This is a genomic window from Paenalicyclobacillus cellulosilyticus, assembly GCF_014647315.1.
Classification (GTDB): domain Bacteria; phylum Bacillota; class Bacilli; order Alicyclobacillales; family Alicyclobacillaceae; genus Alicyclobacillus_J; species Alicyclobacillus_J cellulosilyticus.
This window is the reverse complement of the sequence record NZ_BMOY01000045.1, coordinates 1-17,938: the sequence shown is the minus strand read 5'-3', so window position 1 is coordinate 17,938 and position 17,938 is coordinate 1. Positions and strand designations below refer to the sequence as shown.

Here is a 17,938-nt window from a genome sequence, read left to right as displayed (position 1 = left end):
CAGCGGCGGCTGGCGATGAGGTGCCGGCCGGCCCTGGTGCGCAAGCCGGCGCGCCGACCGCGCCGCGGCGCGCGGATGCGGCGGGAGCGGCGCGGATCACCAAACAGCAGCTCATCCGCTATTTGCAACAAGTGGAGATCATCGACGAGGACGGGGCGTTGGCGCGCCAGGTGGCGGAGTTGCGGCGCGAACGGGAGGCGCTGCTGCAGGAAGTCGAGCGCAAGGAGCGCGAGATTGAGCGGGTGGAGAAACAGCGTGCGTACGCGGAGCAGCAATGTGCCGAAATGCAGCGCGACATGGACATCCTCATCCAGGCCATCCAAATCGCGAAACGGCGCGAGCAGGCACAGCCGTCCTCTCGGGTGATTGATGCCTCGTATGAAGGAGACGATGCGTAACATGACGAGCGAAGCGCCCAGGCCGGCGCAACGAGACGGCGGCGAACGGAATGTCGCCGGGTACGCGCAGCAGGCAGGCGTGGATGAAGGCAACCTGCGCGCGCGGGCGGACGCAAAGCAGGTGGTGCGCGTCGCCATCGCCGGCTGTTCCTGCGCACGCGAAGCGGAACGGATGGTACGCCTGTTTTTGCCGCATGCTCGCGTGGTATGCGCGGACGAACCTGCGTTGGGCGCCACCGTGGACGTGGAAACCGTGGACGTGGAAACCGTGGACGTGGAAACCGTGGACGTGGACATCTCGCTGCAGGCGCGCGTCAGCGCGGACGGCGTCGTGGCGGCCGGTTTCCTGCGTGTGGCGGGCGTGACCTATCAGGCGCGCCACCATCGTGCCATGCCGCAGACCGCGGATGACATCACCCTGCGTCGCCGCAGCAAACAGGCGGTGCTCCACGTGTTGCACCAGGTGCTGGCGGCGTGGTTGGGCCGCGGCCAGCCGTGGGGAATCCTCACCGGCATCCGGCCGTTGAAGGTCTTGCACCAGATGCGGCGGCAGGGCTGGGATTGGACGCGCATCCGGACCGCGCTGGCGGACGACTACCTCATTGCGCCGGAGCGAATCGACCTGATGGTGGAGACGGCGGCGGCGGAGCTGGCCGCGGTGCCCGACCTGGACCAGCTCGACCGCGAGGTGAGCGTCTACGTCGGCATCCCGTTTTGCCCTACCCACTGTGCGTACTGCACGTTTCCGGCGTATGCGATGACCGAGAAGGCGGCGTACGCGGAGGCGTTCTTATCCGCCCTATGCAAAGAGATCGATCACGCCGGCCGCATGCTGCGCGCGTATGGCATTCCGGTGACGAGCGTCTACGTCGGGGGCGGCACGCCGACCAGCCTGCGCGCGCATGAGCTGGAGATGTTGCTTTCTGCGCTGTGCGAGCACATCCCCGGATTCGGACGGTGGCGGGAGTTCACCGTGGAGGCCGGACGGCCGGACACCATCTCCCCGGACCGGCTGCAGGTGATGCGGCGCTTCGGGGTGGACCGGGTGAGCGTCAATCCGCAGACCTACCGGCGACAGACGCTCCGGGCCATCGGGCGCGGGCACACCCCGGAGATGGTGGACCACCGGTTTCTGGCGGCGCGCAAGGCCGGTTTTGCCAACATCAACATGGACATCATCCTCGGCCTCCCGGGAGAGACGGTGGCGGACGTGCGGCACACCCTGGCCAGGATTGCGGCGCTTGGCCCGGACGCCGTCACGGTGCACACCTTGTCGTTCAAACGCGCGGCACCGGTGCGCGAAGCGGGTGTGCGGGACGCCGTCCCGGACGATGCGACGGTGCGCCGGATGATGGACGAGGCGATGGCGTTCCTCCGGGAGCACGGCTATCGACCGTATTACCTCTACCGGCAAAAGGACATCCTCGGCAACCTGGAGAACGTCGGGCTCGCCTTGCCGGGCAAGGAGAGCGTGTACAACATCGCCATCATGGAGGAGCGGCAGACCATCATCGGCATCGGAGGTGGGGCGGTGACCAAGCTGATTGGGCCGGGCGGCAAAGTCTGCGGCCGTTTCGCCAACCCGCGGGAACCGAGGGTGTATGTCGAGACCATCGACGACGTGATCCGCCGCAAGGAGACGGTCCTGCGGCCCGTGCTGGCGGCCATCGCGGCCGGGCGGGATCCGGACGGAGGGTTGCGATGAACGGCGGCCACGGAGGGTGGGACGTGTTGGTCGTCGGGGGCGGCCCGGCCGGATTGATGGCGTCCGTCGCGGCGCGATCCGCCGGCGCGCGCGTCCTGCTCCTGGAGAAAGGGGCCAAACTCGGCCGCAAGCTCGCCATCTCCGGCGGCGGCCGCTGCAACGTGACCAACGCCAAGCCGCTGCCCGAATTGATGCAGAACATCCCGGGGAACGGTCGGTTCTTGTACTCGGCCCTCACCCGCTTCTCCAACCAGGACGTGATGGCGTTCTTCGAGCGGCTCGGCATCCGCTTGAAAGAAGAGGATCACGGCCGGGTGTTTCCAGTGTCAGACAAGGCTGTCACGGTCGTGCGGGCGTTGGTTCATCACGTCCGCGACCTCGGCGCCGAGGTGCGGCTCAACACACCGGTGCGCGGGTTGTGGACGGAGCCGGCGGGAGACGGCTTCGTGGTCCGCGGCGTCCGTGTCGATACGGGGGTCATCCCCGCGCGGGCGGTCGTCGTCGCCACCGGCGGCTGCAGCGTGCCGGCGACCGGGAGCACCGGCGATGCGTACCCGTGGGCGCGGGCGGTCGGCCACACCATCGTCGATCCGTACCCGGTCGAGGTGCCGCTCACGAGCGACGCCTGGTTCATCCGCGACCGCGCCTTGCAAGGCATTTCACTGCGCGACATCGCGCTTTCCGTGTACGACGCCCGCGGCCGGCGCCTGACGACGGAACACGGCGACCTCCTGTTCACCCACTTCGGCGTAAGCGGCCCGGCCGCGCTGCGCGCCAGCCACTACGTCTCCATCGCCCTGCGGCGTGAACCCGGGCAGGTGCTGCGGGGCGAGATCGACCTGACTCCGGCGATGGATCACGAGGCGTGGCTTGAGACGCTGGCGGAGGCGCGGCGGGCGGCTCCGCGCAAACAGCTGGCCACCGTGCTGGCGCGTCTGCTGCCGGATCGCCTCGCCGCGGTGGTGCTGCGCTGCGCCGGGGAGGATGGGACGATGCAGGTGGCGAACCTGTCCCATGCTGCCGCCCATTGCGTCGTGCGGCAGATCAAGGCGTTTGTCGTGCCTGTCACAGGGACGCTGCCGCTTACGCAGGCGACCGTCACGGGCGGCGGCGTCTCGGTGAAAGAGATCGATCCCAAGACGATGATGTCGAAGAAATGCCGGGGGCTTTTTTTCGCCGGCGAAGTGATGGACGTGCACGCCCACACGGGCGGCTACAACATCACGGTGGCCTTCTCGACCGGGCATGCGGCCGGTACGAGCGCTGCGGCGTACGCGCTTTCCGCGGCCGTGCGGCCGTGAAACCTTGCACGACAGGAGGAAGAAGCATGGCGGCTACGCTCGAATTCATCAAGGGCATGACGTGGGGCTGGCCCGGGATCCGCGGCACTTGGAAGACGCCGGAGGCCGAAGCGTCGCTGCGGGAGATGGTGGACCGCTTGGGCGTGAACTGGACGGCCGTCGCGTTTTCCGCGCTGCAGGACCACCCGCAGGCGACCGAGATCCGTTTTGAAGAACCGCCGACCGTCACCGACGAAGAGGTCGTCTGGGCGGTGGAGACGGCGCACGCGCTCGGGCTCAAGGTATGCCTCAAGCCAGTGGTCAACTGTAAAAACGGGACGTGGCGCGCCCACATCTGCTTTTTCGATCACGACGTCCCGGGCGAGCCTACATGGGGCCAGTGGTTCGCGAGTTATGAGCGGTTTATCCTTCATTACGCGCGCATCGCCGAAGCGACCGGATGCGAGATGTTCTGCGTCGGCTGCGAGATGGTGCAGGCGGACAAGCGGGAGCGGGAGTGGCGGGCGCTCATCGCCAAGGTGCGTGCGGTGTATACCGGCCTTGTCACGTACAACTGCGACAAGTACCAGGAGGAGCGCGTCCGCTGGTGGGACGCGGTGGACGTCATCTCCGCCAGCGGGTACTACGCCCCGGAGCGGTGGGACGAGCGGATCGCGGCGATCGAGCAGGTCGTGGCGCGGGAACAGAAGCCGTTTTTCTTTATGGAGACCGGATGCCCGAGCCGCAAGGGGAGCCTGCGCTACCCAAACGACTGGACGCACCAAGGGCCGCCGAGCATGGAGGAGCAAGACCGGTTCTACCGGGCGATGTTCGCGAAACTGGACGGCAAGCCTTGGTTCCACGGTTACATGCTCTGGGACTGGCCCGCGCGCCTCTATCCGCGCGAGCAGGCGCCGCGCGACGACGGGTACTGCATCTACGGCAAGACGGCGGAGGCGACGGTGCGCGCCTATTACCAGAGCCGGCCGTGATGGTCAGCGGTACCCCTTGCCGCCAATGCTACAATGTATCTTATGGATGATGGCATCCGCCGATATGCACCACCTCGTATGAAGCGCCGCCGCGGATGCGCAGGGCGGACGCGGCGTTGGCGAGCAAAGGAGTCGACCCACCATGCCGATCAAGATTCCGGATGAACTGCCGGCGCGCGCCATATTGGAGCAGGAAGGCGTCTTCGTGATGGGGTACGACCGGGCGTTCCATCAGGACATCCGGCCGCTCAAAATCGTCATTCTCAACCTGATGCCCATCAAGGAGACGACGGAGACGCAGCTGTTGCGCCTGCTCGGCAATACGCCGCTGCAGGTGGAGATCACGCTGCTCCGAATGGCGACGCATGAACCGAAGAACACGTCCGAGCGCCATTTGGCGATGTTTTATACCACCTTCCCGGAGATCCGGCACCAGAACTTCGACGGGATGATCATCACCGGGGCGCCCATCGAGCACCTGCCGTTCGAAGCGGTGAACTATTGGCAGGAGCTCACGGAGATCATGGAGTGGACGAAGCGCCACGTGACCTCCACCTTGCACATCTGCTGGGGGGCGCAGGCGGGGCTCTATTACCACTACGGCATCCCGAAGTACCCGCTGCCGCAGAAGATGTTCGGTGTCTTCTCCCACAACATCCTCGTCGACATTCCGCTGGTGCGCGGCTTCGACGAAGGGTACCTGGCGCCGCACTCGCGTCATTCGGAGGTGCGGCGGGAGGACATTCTGCGCGTGCCGGAGTTGGTGTTGGTCTCCGAGTCGGACGAGGCGGGCGTCTACATCGTCACCGACCAGACCGGCCGCCAGATCTTCGTGACCGGTCATTCGGAGTACGACTGCCTGACCCTGAAAGAAGAGTATGAGCGCGACCTGGCGAAGGGGCTCGCCATCCAGCTGCCGAAAAACTACTTCCCGAACGACGATCCGACGCGCCGGCCGGTGCACAACTGGCGCTCGCACGCGTATCTGCTGTTTTCCAACTGGCTGAACTACTACGTGTACCAAGTCACGCCGTATGACCTCGACGCCATCGGCCGCGACGCGGAGTAGCCGGCTCCCGCGGCCTGTCGCCGCCCGGCACGCGCAAAGGGGAACCATCCTGCGCGTCCCGTGCCTGCGCGGGGCTGTGGAAGCTCCCGGCAGGTTGCGTTATGATGGTTCCGGTGTGTCCGCGGAAACATCTGCGCGCTGCTCAACCAGAGTATTTGCGGCGCCTGCGCACATCCTACATTCTGCGAGTCGCTCACCTGGGAGGCATGATCGACATGGCGAACGTCGCGACACCCGCGCGCAACGCGCAGGTTGACCTGGAGGACCTCTTGCTGCAGCCCGAGACGCAGGAAGCGTTGACGACGGTGCTGGAACAGTTGCCGAAGCTGGCAAAGATGCTTACGGTTCTTGGCAAGCTGTGCGACGTGGCCGAGGCCGCATTGACCGACGGCGAGATGTTGCAGGCGGCCACGGACCTGCTGAAGGAAAAGACCCAGCCCATCCAGGACAAGGTCAAGGAGGGCATGGCCGTCATTCAGGAAGCCCGCGCGCGTGCAGCCCAAGACCACACCAAGGTCGGCCTGTTCACCCTGCTGCGCCTGCTCAAGGACCCCACCGTGCAGAAGAACCTGCGCTTCTTGCACGCGCTGTTGTCCGTGCTCGCGGAGCGCAGCGAACAAGCGCCGGCCCAGCGTTGACACAGGCCAAACGCCTCATGCCGCCCAAAACCTTGGGCGGCATCGCTGTCTTCGGCACAGCCTGCATATTGTCCAAGGGGACAACGCATACTGCACGCATCCGACGAGCGACGAAGGCGAGCGTGCGTGCGATGTGGTTTTGGATCCTCTTTTTTATTTGGACCATGTTGCCGGTCTGGCGCCAACAGTGGCTGCACATGCAACGCCTGCACGCCATCCGGCGCTTGGAGCGGCGGCGCGGGACGCGCGTCATCACCCTCATCCACCGCCAGGAGACCATCAGTTTTCTCGGTATCCCGTTGCACAACTACATCTCGGTCGACGACTCGGAACAGGTTCTGCGTGCCATCCGGATGACGCCCGACACGATGCCCATCGACCTCATCCTGCACACGCCGGGCGGTTTGGTGCTCGCTTCCGAACAAATCGCGCTGGCGCTCGACCAGCACCCGGCGAAGGTGACGGTGTTCGTCCCCCACTACGCGATGTCGGGCGGGACGCTCATCGCCCTGGCGGCCGACGAGATTGTCATGGACCAGAACGCGGTGCTCGGGCCGGTCGATCCGCAACTCGGCCAATATCCGGCAGCCTCCATTCTCGATGCGGTGGAACGCAAGCCGGTGGCGGAGTTGCGGGACGAGACGCTGATTCTCGCCGACATGGCGCGCAAGGCCATGGCGCAGGTGGAGCGGTTTGTCGCGGAGCGCCTGCGCGGCAAAATGCCGGCCGAACAGGCGGAGCAACTCGCACGGCTGCTCTCGAGCGGCCGCTGGACGCACGACTACCCCATCCCGGTCGACGAGGTGCGGGCGTTTGGTTTGCCGGTGCGGGTCGGCATGCCGCGCGAGGTGTACGAACTGATGGAGTTGTACCCGCAGCCGCCGCAGCGCCGTCCGAGCGTGCAGTACATCCCGGCGCCGTACGACGGCCGGCAGCGGCCGTCCGGGCGGTGACGGTCAAGGCACAGGCCGCTGTGGCCGCTGCAAGGCGTGGCGGGCGATGACCATCTTTTGGATCTCGCTCGTCCCTTCTTCAAACCGCTGCATGCGGGCGTCGCGGTAGATGCGTTCGATCTCGCTCGATTTGAAATACCCGTTGCCGCCGTGAATCTGCAGCGCCTTGTCGGTCACGCGCTGGAGCATCTCGGTCCCTTGAAGTTTGGCCATCGCCGCCAGGTGGGTGATGGGCCTGCCGGCATCGAACTCGCGCGCCGCGTACAGGCAGAGCTGGCGCGCCGCCTCGATGTCGGTCGCCATCTCCGCCAAGTACGCCTGGATGATCTGCCGCTTGGCCAACGGTTGGCCGAACGTGACGCGGCGCTTGGCGTGGGCGACGGCGAGATCGAACGCCCGCTGTGCCAGGCCGACGCACGTCATCCCGACGGCGGTGCGGCTCGGGTCGAGAAAGCCGGTGAACGCGACGGTGAGGCCGTCCCCTTCGTCCCCGAGCCGGTTGGCCACCGGCACGCGGCAACCCCGCAACACCAGGTGGGCGTGTTGTGTCCCGCGCACGCCCATGGCCGGCGCCATCGGCCGGATTTCCAACCCCGGCGCATCGCGCGGGACCATCAGCGCGAGCGTCCCTTCCCCGCCCTCTGTCCCCGCGAGCCGGCAAAACAACAGGAAGTAATCGGCCACGTCGGAGAAGATGATCATCCACTTTTCGCCATCGATCACGTATGCATCGCCTTCGCGGCGCGCGCTCGTCTTGATGTCGCTGCCCGAGCCGGAATGCGGTTCGGTCAGCGTGAAGGTGGCGATGAGTTGACCCGCAACGAGCGGTTTGACGAAGCGATCCCGCTGTTCCGGCGTGGCCAGGTGGTCGATGCTGCGCCAGATGCCGTTCATCACGTGGACGATGACCCGCAGCGACCCGTGCATCTGGGAGAACCGTTCGAGCAGCTCCAAATACTGCGCGAACGGCAGACCCAAGCCGCCGTACGCGCGCGGCGCGGTGAGGCGCAGAAAACCCCGTTCCGCCAGGTCTGTCCACACCGCTCTCGGCACAGAGCCGCTTTGTTCAATCTCCTTGGCCCATCTTTGCGCCGGGCCGGCGACGTAGGCCGCCACCTCCTGCCTGAGGGCAGCAAACTGCCGTTCGTCCATCTCGACACTCCCCGTCTGTGAGGTCACTTCGCCGCATGGGCGTTCCACTCGCTTCGATTATACATGTGCAACGTGGTATCATGTTCCACGTGTGCGGACGATGTGGTAGGGAGTGAGGGTCATGCAGCCCATCGAGATCGCGGCGGTCCAACGCGCGTTGGACGAGTTCGCGCAGCAAGACGTCTACCTGCACCTTGAAACGACCAACGGTGCGTACGCTGCATTGCGCAATGAGGCACCGATGGCGGTGTGCGCCTATATCCGCAACGGCAGGATCCGCTACGAGCGCGGGCGCATCACAGGAAGCGGCCCGTACCGGGTGGGCCTGAAGCTTGCGGACGGCTGGGTCTACGCGGAGGGCTTGACCGACTGGGAGCTCGACGCACAGGGCCGCCTGCTCTTGGCCGGTCACGATGGGGAAGGACGTTTGGCGGTTGCGCTGCAACTGAGCCGTCACCCGTTTCCGGTCGGCGGCTTGGGCGAAGCAAAACGGTGAAGGTGCGGGGAACGCACGGGGAACGCGCCGGTTTTGGGAGCACGACCGGACGGGTGGTGCAAAAGAGGCACGATGGCCAGGGAGGAGGCCTGATGGGGCGGTGAACACGAAGCACGTGCTGTTGATCTTTCCGCATCCGGACGACGAGACGTTGGGCAAGGCGGGCGCGGTGGCCCTGTACACCCGTCAAGGCGTGCCGGTCACGCTCATCTGTGCTACGCTCGGCGAGATGGGACGCAACATGGGTCGGCCGCTTTTCGCGAACCGGGAGACGCTGCCGCAAATCCGGGAGCGCGAACTGCGCGAAGCGTGCCGGATCTTGGGCATTGGCGACCTGCGCCTCCTGCATCTGCGCGACAAAACCCTCGAGTTTGAAGATGAAGACGCGTTGGCCGACCGGATTGAAGCGGTCATCCGCGAGGTGCAGCCATCGGTCATCATGACGTATTACCCCGGCCACGGCGTGCATCCCGATCACGACGCCCTCGCCGCGGCGGTGGTGCGGGCGGTGCGGCGTCTGCCGCGCGACGAGCGGCCGGTGATCCACGCCTCGCCGGTGACGCGCAACGCCGAGGCCGTACTTGGCCCGCCGGACATCGTCCTCGACGTCCGCAGCGTCCTCGACGTGAAGCTGGCGGCGATGCGCGCGCACCGGTCGCAGACGGAAGGGATGTTCAAGCGCCTGGAGGAAGAGGCGGCCAAAGACCCGAAGGTGAAAGAGGAGTTCGAGCGCAACCTCAGCGTGGAGCGGTATTGGATTTATCGCGTGGATGAATGAGGATGCCCGTCATGCCATCCTATGGAATGGCTCTGCCACGGAAGCTCTCCCTGGCACGCTCCCGCGTCATCGCGGCGGGATGGTCCGTGGTATGATGGAAATGCGCGCTGCGGCAGGAACAGACCGGGATGAACGCGCCAATCTGAATCAGGAAGCGGGGAATGTGCGTGGTCCATCACGCCGAAAAGGTGCCAATCGGCCGCACCGGATTGTATGTCAGCCGCCTTGGACTGGGCACGGCGGCACTCGGTTACTTGTACGAACCGGTCTCGACCGAACAGGCCGTACAGACGGTACGCGCAGCGTTTTCCGCTGGCGTGAACTTTTTCGATACCGCGCCTCTGTACGGCAAAGGGTTGGCGGAGCAGCGGTTGGGAGAAATTCTCCCGCAATTGCCGCGGGACGCTTTTGTCCTCGCGACGAAGGTGGGTTACGCCATCCCGGATGAGCCGGGTGACATCACCGTGCCGGCCGAAGCACGGGATTATTCTTACGACGGGGTTATGCGGTCGTTCGAGGCGAGCCTGCGGCGGCTCCGGGTCGACCGCGTGGACATTCTGCACATCCACGACCCGGATTTTCACTACGCCGAAGCGATGGCCGGGGCGTACAAGGCGCTGCGCGAGTTGAAGCGCCAAGGGCTTGTACGCGCCATCGGCGCGGGGATGAATCAATCGGCGATGCTCACCCGGTTCGCAGAGGAGGGTGAGTTCGACTGCTTTCTGCTCGCAGGACGTTACACCCTGCTCGACCAGTCAGCCTTGGCGGACCTGATGCCGCTCGCGGCGGAGCGCGGCATCTCCATCTTCATCGGCGGGCCGCTCAACAGCGGCATCCTCGCGGATCCCTGGGCAGAGCGGCCCATGTTCAACTATGCGCCGGCGCCCGCGGCGTGGGTGGAGAAGGCACGCCGCCTCGACACCGTCTGCAAGCGCTTCGGTGTACCGCTCAAGGCGGCGGCGCTGCAGTTTCCGCTCGCGCATCCGGCCGTGGCCTCCGTGCTCACCGGCGCCCGTTCCGAGGCGGAACTGGCGGAGAACATCGAGATGCTGCGCACGCCCGTCCCGGTTGAGCTATGGTCCGCCTTGAAGCGCGAGGGGCTGTTGCCCGAAGCGGCACCCACACCCCATTGAACACGGGAAGAAGCGGTGCATGCTTCAGCCGCCAGGCGGGGATGCTGTCCCTGACAGGAAGCATCCATTCCCTGCGCCGTGTGCGCGGGGCGCGGAGGGAGTCATGCAACCATGCCAAACGGTCCATGGATGAACGGCGGTCCGGTTGGAGAAGCGGCCGGGCCAGTGCCGCCGTTCGTAACCCAGGATGCGGAGGATTTCACCACCAAATTGGCCCACGACCAGTATGAGGTGTTTGTCAACGGGGAGTTCGCCGGGCGCAAGGTGTTGCTCGGGCCGTTGTCGGATATCGCGCGCGATCTCGACGCGTTCCTCGCGAGCCGCGGCTTCGCCGGGTACACGCTGCGCGTGGACGGAGACGACTGCCACATTCGCTTTGACGACGACGATACGGCGAGGCGCGCGTGGGAACACCTGCGCATCTATCTGCGCATCCGCTGACGTGAAGCAGCTCGCACCGCCGCCGTGCACCGCAGCCGATCCGACCGCCCCCGTACCGGGGATGGCGGTGCGAGCCAAGCAGATAGCAGCCGCGAACGAACATGGGCGCCGGCAGGCGTGGGCAGACACCGTTCCGGAGGGATGCGTGGGATGGCGCACGCCTTTCGCGCTCGTGCGTGGTTGGCTGTCAATGTGTATGCGTTCTCTATCAGTTTTCATACGTCCGCCCTGATGACGGTGGTGGTGCCCGCCGCCTTGCGCAGTCTGGCTGGCGGACGCCATACGCAACTTCTCGGTCTCTTGGCTGCGGCCAGCTCGTTCGTGTCCATGGTCGTACCGGTCGTTACCGGCTACGCTTCCGACGCCGTCAAGGCGCGCGGCGGCAGCCGGCGGCCGTTCATCCTGGCCGGCGGACTGCTCAATGCCTTGGGTTTGTTCGCCATGTATGCCTCTCCACAACTGGCTTTGTGGATAGGTGCGTTTTTCGTCTCCTTCCTCGGTCAAGGCATCACCAGCGCCGGGTACCAAGCTTTGTGGTCGGACGTGGTGCCGGCTGAGGCGCGCGGTGTGGCGGCGGGCGGACAAGGCGCGGCCACCCTGCTCGGCAACATCGGCGGCTTGGTCTTGGCGGGCATCCTCGGTCCCCGTACCGTCATCCTGTGGATGGCGCTCGCGATGTTGTGCGGGATGGCGGTGACGCTGTACGTCCGGGAACCCCGGGCAGCGCACGGTGCAACCGCCGCGGACCCTCCCGCCAAACGGGCGCGCCGCCCCCGCGACCGCGATTTCATCCGCGTCTTTTTGTCCCAGGCGTTTGTCACCTTCGGCATGACCTTGCTCATGACGTTCGTGATGTATTACTTCAGCGACGTGTTGCGTGTGCGCAATCCGGTGGCGAGCACGTCCGGCGTGGCCACGCTGGCGCTCGCCGGCGCCGTCGCCGCGAGCGTCGGCATGGGGCGTCTGTCTGACCGCGTCCCGCGGCGGTGGGTGGTGGCCGGTTCCTGTCTGCCGATGGCCTTCGCCGCGGCAGGGTTTGCGTTTTTGCAGCGTCCCGCATGGCTGTACGTGTTTGCGGTGTCGTTCGGCCTGGGTTATGGCGCATTTTTGTCGACCGGCTGGGCGCTCACGGTCGATGTGCTGCCTGACCGCCGCCGCACCGCCCGCGATCTCGGTGTCTGGGGCGTGGCGTCCACGCTGCCCGCGGTCATCGCGCCGATGGTCGGATCGTGGCTCCTCGGCCTGTTCGCTCGCCCGGCCACGGGATACCAGGCATTGTTCGTGCTCGCCGGCCTGAGCCTGGCCGCGGGCGGTGCCGCGGCGCTGCGGGTGGGGCGGCCCGCCGGCCACCCTTGGTCGCTTGTGGCGCTGCGCCTCCTCATCGCCAGCATCATCCGTGCCGCGGTGACGGCACTCTGCCGTGTTCGCGTCGAAGGGAGGCTGCCGCGCAGGCGCGGTTCGACCCTGGTCGTCGCCAACCACCTCCACGACTTCGACGGCATGATCTTGCCGGCCTGGCTGACGTTCGGCGGGCCATGGCGTAAGCCTGTGTATTTCGCCGCTTCCCAGCGCCTGTTTGAGCCGGGATTCCTCGCCGTGCGCTTTCCCGGCCTCGCACGATGGCTGTGCGGGATCAACCTGCGCGGTTTGTTCTGGCGGGTGGGCGTACGCCCCATCGAGAACCAGCCGTTGTCCCGGCCGCTCGCCAGTTACGCCGACGAGGTGCGGCGGACGGCAGGCGACCTGCCGCTGGGGAAGGTGTTCACCCCGGACGCGGTGGCGCGGCTCGGGTTGCCGGAAGACGCTCCGCTCTCCGCGGTCTGGCGCTACCCCGCCTTTGTGCGCGCCCAGGCGCCCGCGTCGCTCGTCGACCTGCGCGAGCCGTACCGGAGCGCGGTGCGCAGGGCGGCGCGATCGCAGATCTCGGCCCAGCTGGCGGAGCTCATCCGGCTCGTCGAAGCGGGAGGCACTTTGTTCCTGACGCCGGAAGGCCGCTACAGCCCGGACGGCTATGTCCATCGCTTTCGCATGGCGTTCGGCCCGCTGTTCGCCCGTGCGGAACACCATTTCATCGCCGCCCTCACGTACGATCCGTTCGCCTTCCGCAGGCTGGGCGTCTGGGTGCGGATTCTGTCCGTGCCGCGTGGGGCGGACCTGTTGCGGATGCTGCGGGCCAGCCGGCCGGTGACCCCGAGCCAGGTGGTGTTGCACGTGCTGCTCCGGCCGGACGGATCCGGGCCCGGGGGGACGTCAGCCCGGATGACGGCTTCCGACATCGCGGCGGGGGTGGCCCGGTACATCGCACAACTCCCGCCCACGGTCTCTGTGGTACCGGAGTTGCGCCGGGGGTTGCAGCGGACGGTGCGGCGCACCCTGCGCGGGATGGTGCGCCGGGGCATCCTGGTGCGGGAAGGGGATGTTTACCGGCTCGGCCCCGTGCATACCGATCCGCGCTTTCCGCACGTGCCCGACATCTCCGCGTGGCTCCTCCAGGCGCTCCAGGACACGGTCCAAGCGGCGTCAGCAGGAGGCCGGGAGGCGGGAGAGCCGGCGGAAGAGGAAGGGATTCGCCGAGGCTGACATGAGCAGCAAGATCCCCTGTCCCAACTTCTCGCCGGGACAGGGGATCTGACCGCGCGTCCTGTGCATTGTGTTCACCGCTTACTTGGCCGTGCCGAGCACGTGGCGGGCGATGACCGCCTTCTGGATCTCGGCGGTGCCTTCTTCAAACCGCTGCGCCCGCGCGTCGCGGTAGATGCGTTCGATTTCCATCGGCTTGAAGTAACCGATGCCGCCGAAGATCTGGATGGCCCGGTCGGTCACCCGCTGCAGCATTTCGAGGCCGTACAGCTTCGCCATGGCCGACAGGTGCGTCGCCGGCTGGCCGGAATCATACACCCGCGCCGCATGCAGCACGAGCTGCCGCGCCGCCTCGATGTCGGTCGCCATCTCGGCGATGTACATCTGGATGACCTGCCGCTGGCAAAGCGGCTTGCCGAACGTCACGCGCTCCTTGCTGCGGGCGACGGCGAGATCGAATGCCCGCGACGCAAGCCCCACGCACGACATGCCGATGCTGATGCGGCTCGGGTCGAGGAACCCGCGCAGCGCGACCGCCAGGCCGTCTCCCTCGGCGCCGATGCGGTTGGCCACCGGCACCCGGCAGTCGCGCAGATACAGGTGGCCGTGCCCGGTGCCGGTGAGGCCCATGCTCTCCGGCATGAGCTGGATGTCGAGGCCGGGTGCGTCGCGGGGCACCATGAGCGCCACCGTGCCTTCGCTGCCCGTGGTGCCCTCCAGGCGGGCGAAGAGCAGGAAGTAGTCGGCCACGTCGGCGAAGGTGATGAGCCATTTCTCGCCGTTGAGCACGTATTCGTCCCCCACGCGGCGGGCTGCGGTATGCAGGTCGGCGCCCGTTCCGGCGATGGGCTCGGTCAGGGTGAAGGCGACCGTGATCTCGCCCTGCACGCACGGCTTCACCCAGCGCGCGCGGATGTCGTCATCCGCCAGGTAGTTGAGCGGCCGCCAGATCCCGTTCATGACGTGGACAATCATCCGGATGGATCCGTGGGCGCGCGAGAAAATTTCCAGCAGTTCGAGGTACTGCGGGAAGGGCAAGCCGCGCCCGCCGAACGCCTCGGGAGCCGCCAGGCGCAGATACCCGCGCGCGCGCAGGTCCTGCCAGATGGCGGCAGGCACCTCACCCGTGGCCTCAATCTGTTCGCCCCACTGCATGAGCGGCCCGTGCACGTATTCCCAAACCTCTTGCTTCAATGCCGCAAACGTCGCTTCGTTCATGCGTGAACCCCTTTCGCGGGCGATGCGCCTTGCTCGGCCGCCAACTTGGCGGCAATCATCTCCCGCAGCTTGTACTTCTGGACCTTGCCGCTCGCGGTACGCGGCAAGGCGTCAATGATCTCCAGCCGTTCCGGCCAGTAGATCTTGGCCGTCCCTTTCTCCTGCAAAAACGCGGTCAATTCCGCGAGCGTCGGCGGGTCTGCCATGTTTTTCGGCACCACGTACGCACAAGCGCGTTCCACCAGCCGCGGGTCCGGCATGGCGACGATGGCCACGTCGAGGACCTTCGGGTGCTGGTACAAAAGGTTTTCAACCTCCACCACCGGCACCTTTTCGCCGCCGCGGTTGACGATGTCCTTCTGCCGGCCGGTCAGGCGGATGTAACCGTCCTCGTCTTGCACGGCGAGATCGCCCGTGTCGTAAAACCCGTCCGGCCCGACCGCCTTCGCGTACCATTCCGGGTGGTTCAGGTAGCCGACGAACATCGCCGGCGTGCGGACGAAAAACCGCCCCTCGACACCCGGGGGCACCGGGTTGCCCTGTTCATCGACGATTTTGATCTCCATGCCGGGGATGACGCGGCCGTCGGTGCCCCACAGCTTTTCCTCCGGGTCGCCCGGGAAACCGACGGTCACCAGGCACGACTCGGTCGATCCCCATCCGCCCACGACGGAGCACGCCAAGGCGCGGCGGGCGTCGTACGCCAACTGGCGCGGGATGGCTGCCCCTGCGGCCACAAACAGCTTCAGACCCTTCGGCGGCGGCGTGGCCCGGGTGAGGTCCGCCAGGAACGGGGTCGCGGCCTGCACGAAACGGACGCCGTACTCCTCGATGGCGACGCGGGCGACGTCCACGTTCCAGACCGCCTGGTACACCGATGCCGCGCCGAGGAAGAACGCCAGCATCATCCCGTAGAGAAACCCGGTCTGGTGCGCGAGCGGCGTCGGAATCCACACGGTGTCCTCCGGGCCGAGGCCCAAGGTGTCGCAGTGCAGCGCCAGCGCCACGGCGAGGGTGTGATGGGTGTGGATGACGCCTTTGGGTTCGCCGGTGGTGCCGGAGGTGTAGAACAGCTGCGCCGGCATGTGGCGATCCGGCCGCCGGGCGCGGATGGCCGCCAGGTCGGGTACGGGCGCCAACAAGCCGCCGAACGTGACGTCGCCCGGTTGGCGGATGGCTTGTTCGAGCACGTACACGCCTGCGAGGTTGGGCAGGTCGCCGCGGATGCGTTCCACCATGTCGAGGTAGCGAAAGTTGCGAAACTCGTCCGGGATGAAAAACCGCCGTGCCCCTGAGGATTGCAGGATGAACCGGACCTCGCGGTCCCGCAGTTGCGGCAACAGCGGGCAGGGCACGGCCCCGATGCGCCAGAGCGCCACGGTGAGGACGACGAACTCCCATCCGTTGGGGAGCTGGTAGGTGACGTGTTCGCCCGGTGCGACACCAGCGTCCAGCAGACCTTGCGCGAGGCGGTTGGCCCACATGTCCAGCTCGCCGTAGGTGAGTTTCACGACCGGGTTGGCGCTGAGATCGACGATGGCGAGGCGGTCGGGAAAGCGTGTTGCCGCCTCGTCCAGCTTGTCGAGGACGGTGGGGACGTGGTGCCAGTTCACCGGCCATCTCCTCCCCGGACAGACTCGCGCCTCTCCGCGGACACGCCGCATGCGCAGGCGCAGCGAACGGGAAACGTGTTCGACACGCGCATTCTCTCCTTGTCCGATGTGCGTCCTTATCATACTAAAGCCTTCCTGAAAACACAACGAAATCTAGCCCTTCGCCGCCCCTTCCTTTCCGCCCGCCCTTCTGGCAATATGGACTACGGGATACGGGCACGGGACAAGGAGGAATCCGCTTGACCGCGACGACACATCCCGGCGCGTCTCCGTACAAGGCGTTGGCGCGGCCGGGGCGCATTGGATCGCTGGCATTGCCGCACCGGATCTTGATGGGCGCGATGCACCTGGCGATGGAGGGTGAACCGGAGTTTCTCCCGCGCCTCAAGGCGTTTTACGCTGAGCGCGCCCGCGGGCAAGCCGCGCTCATCATCACCGGCTGCGCCGCGGTCCATCCTGCGGGCGGGGGTTATCGTACGTTCTGCTTGACAGATCCCGCCCACCGCAGCCAACTGCAGGCGATTGCCGAGGCGGTCCACGCCGAAGGCGGACGGATTGCGCTGCAGTTGTTCCACGCCGGGCGTTACGCCTTTTCGAGCGAGACCGGAATGCCGCCGGTGGCTCCGAGTGCGGTGCCGTGCCGGCTGACGCGGGAGACGCCGCGGGAGATGTCGGCGGCGGAGATTGCGGAGACGGTGGCCTGCTTCGCGGAGGGCGCCCGCTTCGCCCGCGCGGCCGGATTCGACGCCGTCGAGGTGATGGGATCGGAAGGCTACCTGCTCAACCAGTTCCTCTCCCCCGTCACGAACCAGCGCACCGATGCGTACGGCGGAGACCTGGCGGGCCGGATGCGGTTTTCCCTCGAGGTGGTCGCCGCCATCCGCGAGGCGGTCGGGCCGGACTTTCCGCTCATCTTCCGCATGTCGGGCGACGACTGCATGCCGGGCAGCACCGCGTGGGAGGAGACCATCGCGTTTGCGCGCAGCCTCGAGGCGGCGGGCGTCGACGCCCTCAACGTGGGCATTGGCTGGCACGAATCGCGCGTGCCGACGGTGTCCGCGGTCGTACCGCGGGCGGCATTCGCGCCGGTGGCGGCAGGGGTGCGGGCCGCGGTGCGGGTGCCGGTCATCGCCGCCAACCGGATCAATACACCGGAGGTCGCGGAATGGGTGGTGGCGCAGGGCTGGGCCGACTTTGTCGCGCCGGCGCGCCCGTGGCTGGCGGACCCGGCGTTTGCGGCGAAAGCACTCTCCGGCGACCGCGCCGGCCTCAACGTCTGCATCGCCTGCAATCAGTCGTGTCTCGATCACGTCTTTGCCCAGCCGCCCCAGCCGGCGAGCTGCCTGGTCAACCCGCGCGCGGGCCAGGAGGCGCTGTGGCCGCAAGCCCCGGCCGTGCGCCGGCGCCGCGTGGCCGTGATCGGCGGACCCGGCGTTTGCGGCGAAAGCACTCTCCGGCGACCGCGCCGGCCTCAACGTCTGCATCGCCTGCA

The 17,938-nt window shown here is 66.8% G+C and carries 15 protein-coding genes and 1 pseudogene; 13 read left to right on the top strand and 3 right to left on the bottom strand.

What is annotated here, in order from left to right; translation table 11 throughout:
* From IEX97_RS11500 to IEX97_RS11470, 7 genes and pseudogenes are all read left to right on the top strand, one after another.
* A pseudogene (locus IEX97_RS11500) lies at window positions 1-398 on the top strand (hypothetical protein); the annotation flags it as partial.
* A gap of 1 nt (window position 399) precedes the next feature.
* Window positions 400-2,103: a coproporphyrinogen dehydrogenase HemZ gene (gene hemZ, locus IEX97_RS11495; protein WP_188883164.1), complete on the top strand. Its 1,704-nt coding sequence runs from the start codon at window positions 400-402 to the stop codon at window positions 2,101-2,103.
* Window positions 2,100-3,404 (top strand): BaiN/RdsA family NAD(P)/FAD-dependent oxidoreductase, encoded by a 1,305-nt coding sequence (locus tag IEX97_RS11490; protein WP_188883162.1) that lies wholly within the window; start codon window positions 2,100-2,102, stop codon window positions 3,402-3,404. Before hemZ ends, IEX97_RS11490 begins: the two co-directional genes overlap by 4 nt.
* Window positions 3,405-3,430: 26 nt before the next feature.
* On the top strand, window positions 3,431-4,375 hold the full coding sequence (locus IEX97_RS11485) for a glycoside hydrolase family 113 (protein WP_188883160.1): 945 nt from the start codon (window positions 3,431-3,433) through the stop codon (window positions 4,373-4,375).
* Between the two features lie 142 nt (window positions 4,376-4,517).
* Complete coding sequence (metA, locus tag IEX97_RS11480; RefSeq protein WP_188883158.1) at window positions 4,518-5,444, top strand: homoserine O-acetyltransferase MetA; 927 nt, start codon at window positions 4,518-4,520, stop codon at window positions 5,442-5,444.
* Between the two features lie 215 nt (window positions 5,445-5,659).
* On the top strand, window positions 5,660-6,082 hold the full coding sequence (locus IEX97_RS11475) for a DUF1641 domain-containing protein (protein WP_188883157.1): 423 nt from the start codon (window positions 5,660-5,662) through the stop codon (window positions 6,080-6,082).
* 17 nt (window positions 6,083-6,099) lie between these two features.
* Window positions 6,100-7,035, top strand: coding sequence for an SDH family Clp fold serine proteinase (locus IEX97_RS11470; RefSeq protein ID WP_268238341.1), 936 nt, complete (start codon window positions 6,100-6,102; stop codon window positions 7,033-7,035).
* 3 nt (window positions 7,036-7,038) lie between these two features.
* On the opposite strand, the gene IEX97_RS11465 is transcribed toward IEX97_RS11470, so the two are convergent.
* Window positions 7,039-8,187 (bottom strand): acyl-CoA dehydrogenase family protein, encoded by a 1,149-nt coding sequence (locus IEX97_RS11465; RefSeq protein WP_188883155.1) that lies wholly within the window; start codon window positions 8,185-8,187, stop codon window positions 7,039-7,041.
* A 121-nt stretch (window positions 8,188-8,308) separates the two neighbouring features.
* On the opposite strand from IEX97_RS11465, the gene IEX97_RS11460 reads away from it, so the two are divergent.
* The 5 genes from IEX97_RS11460 to IEX97_RS11440 all read left to right on the top strand — a co-directional run bounded on the left by IEX97_RS11460 (window position 8,309) and on the right by IEX97_RS11440 (window position 13,615).
* Entirely contained in the window at window positions 8,309-8,683 is a 375-nt protein-coding gene (locus IEX97_RS11460) for a YojF family protein (protein ID WP_188883154.1), read from the top strand.
* A gap of 100 nt (window positions 8,684-8,783) precedes the next feature.
* Window positions 8,784-9,461, top strand: coding sequence for a bacillithiol biosynthesis deacetylase BshB2 (bshB2, locus tag IEX97_RS11455; protein WP_188883153.1), 678 nt, complete (start codon window positions 8,784-8,786; stop codon window positions 9,459-9,461).
* Window positions 9,462-9,628: 167 nt separating this feature from the next.
* A complete protein-coding gene (locus IEX97_RS11450; protein ID WP_229776850.1) occupies window positions 9,629-10,594 on the top strand; it encodes an aldo/keto reductase in 966 nt (321 codons plus the stop codon).
* Between the two features lie 111 nt (window positions 10,595-10,705).
* Entirely contained in the window at window positions 10,706-11,035 is a 330-nt protein-coding gene (locus tag IEX97_RS11445) for a hypothetical protein (RefSeq protein ID WP_188883150.1), read from the top strand.
* 150 nt (window positions 11,036-11,185) lie between these two features.
* Window positions 11,186-13,615: an MFS transporter gene (locus IEX97_RS11440; RefSeq protein ID WP_188883148.1), complete on the top strand. Its 2,430-nt coding sequence runs from the start codon at window positions 11,186-11,188 to the stop codon at window positions 13,613-13,615.
* 81 nt (window positions 13,616-13,696) lie between these two features.
* Here IEX97_RS11440 and IEX97_RS11435 read toward each other — a convergent pair whose 3' ends face one another.
* A complete protein-coding gene (locus IEX97_RS11435) occupies window positions 13,697-14,833 on the bottom strand; it encodes an acyl-CoA dehydrogenase family protein (RefSeq protein WP_188883146.1) in 1,137 nt (378 codons plus the stop codon).
* Window positions 14,830-16,446: an AMP-binding protein gene (locus IEX97_RS11430; protein ID WP_229776849.1), complete on the bottom strand. Its 1,617-nt coding sequence runs from the start codon at window positions 16,444-16,446 to the stop codon at window positions 14,830-14,832. The genes IEX97_RS11435 and IEX97_RS11430 overlap by 4 nt, the downstream gene beginning before the upstream one ends.
* A 239-nt stretch (window positions 16,447-16,685) precedes the next feature.
* On the opposite strand from IEX97_RS11430, the gene IEX97_RS11425 reads away from it, so the two are divergent.
* A partial coding sequence (locus IEX97_RS11425) for a 2,4-dienoyl-CoA reductase FMN-binding domain-containing protein (protein WP_229776848.1) occupies window positions 16,686-17,938 on the top strand: 1,253 nt, incomplete at its 3' end.

What these genes read in the sequence shown, in the direction of transcription:
- IEX97_RS11460 (WP_188883154.1), top strand. Translation starts at nt 8,309, where the DNA reads ATGCAGCCCATCGAGATCGCGGCGGTCCAACGCGCGTTGGACGAGTTC.
- IEX97_RS11475 (WP_188883157.1), top strand. Translation starts at nt 5,660, where the DNA reads ATGGCGAACGTCGCGACACCCGCGCGCAACGCGCAGGTTGACCTGGAG.
- IEX97_RS11445 (WP_188883150.1), top strand. Translation starts at nt 10,706, where the DNA reads ATGCCAAACGGTCCATGGATGAACGGCGGTCCGGTTGGAGAAGCGGCC.
- IEX97_RS11485 (WP_188883160.1), top strand. Translation starts at nt 3,431, where the DNA reads ATGGCGGCTACGCTCGAATTCATCAAGGGCATGACGTGGGGCTGGCCC.
- hemZ (WP_188883164.1), top strand. Translation starts at nt 400, where the DNA reads ATGACGAGCGAAGCGCCCAGGCCGGCGCAACGAGACGGCGGCGAACGG.
- IEX97_RS11490 (WP_188883162.1), top strand. Translation starts at nt 2,100, where the DNA reads ATGAACGGCGGCCACGGAGGGTGGGACGTGTTGGTCGTCGGGGGCGGC.
- metA (WP_188883158.1), top strand. Translation starts at nt 4,518, where the DNA reads ATGCCGATCAAGATTCCGGATGAACTGCCGGCGCGCGCCATATTGGAG.
- IEX97_RS11440 (WP_188883148.1), top strand. Translation starts at nt 11,186, where the DNA reads ATGGCGCACGCCTTTCGCGCTCGTGCGTGGTTGGCTGTCAATGTGTAT.
- IEX97_RS11465 (WP_188883155.1), bottom strand. Translation starts at nt 8,187, where the DNA reads ATGGACGAACGGCAGTTTGCTGCCCTCAGGCAGGAGGTGGCGGCCTAC.
- IEX97_RS11435 (WP_188883146.1), bottom strand. Translation starts at nt 14,833, where the DNA reads ATGAACGAAGCGACGTTTGCGGCATTGAAGCAAGAGGTTTGGGAATAC.
- IEX97_RS11470 (WP_268238341.1), top strand. Translation starts at nt 6,100, where the DNA reads ATGCCGCCCAAAACCTTGGGCGGCATCGCTGTCTTCGGCACAGCCTGC.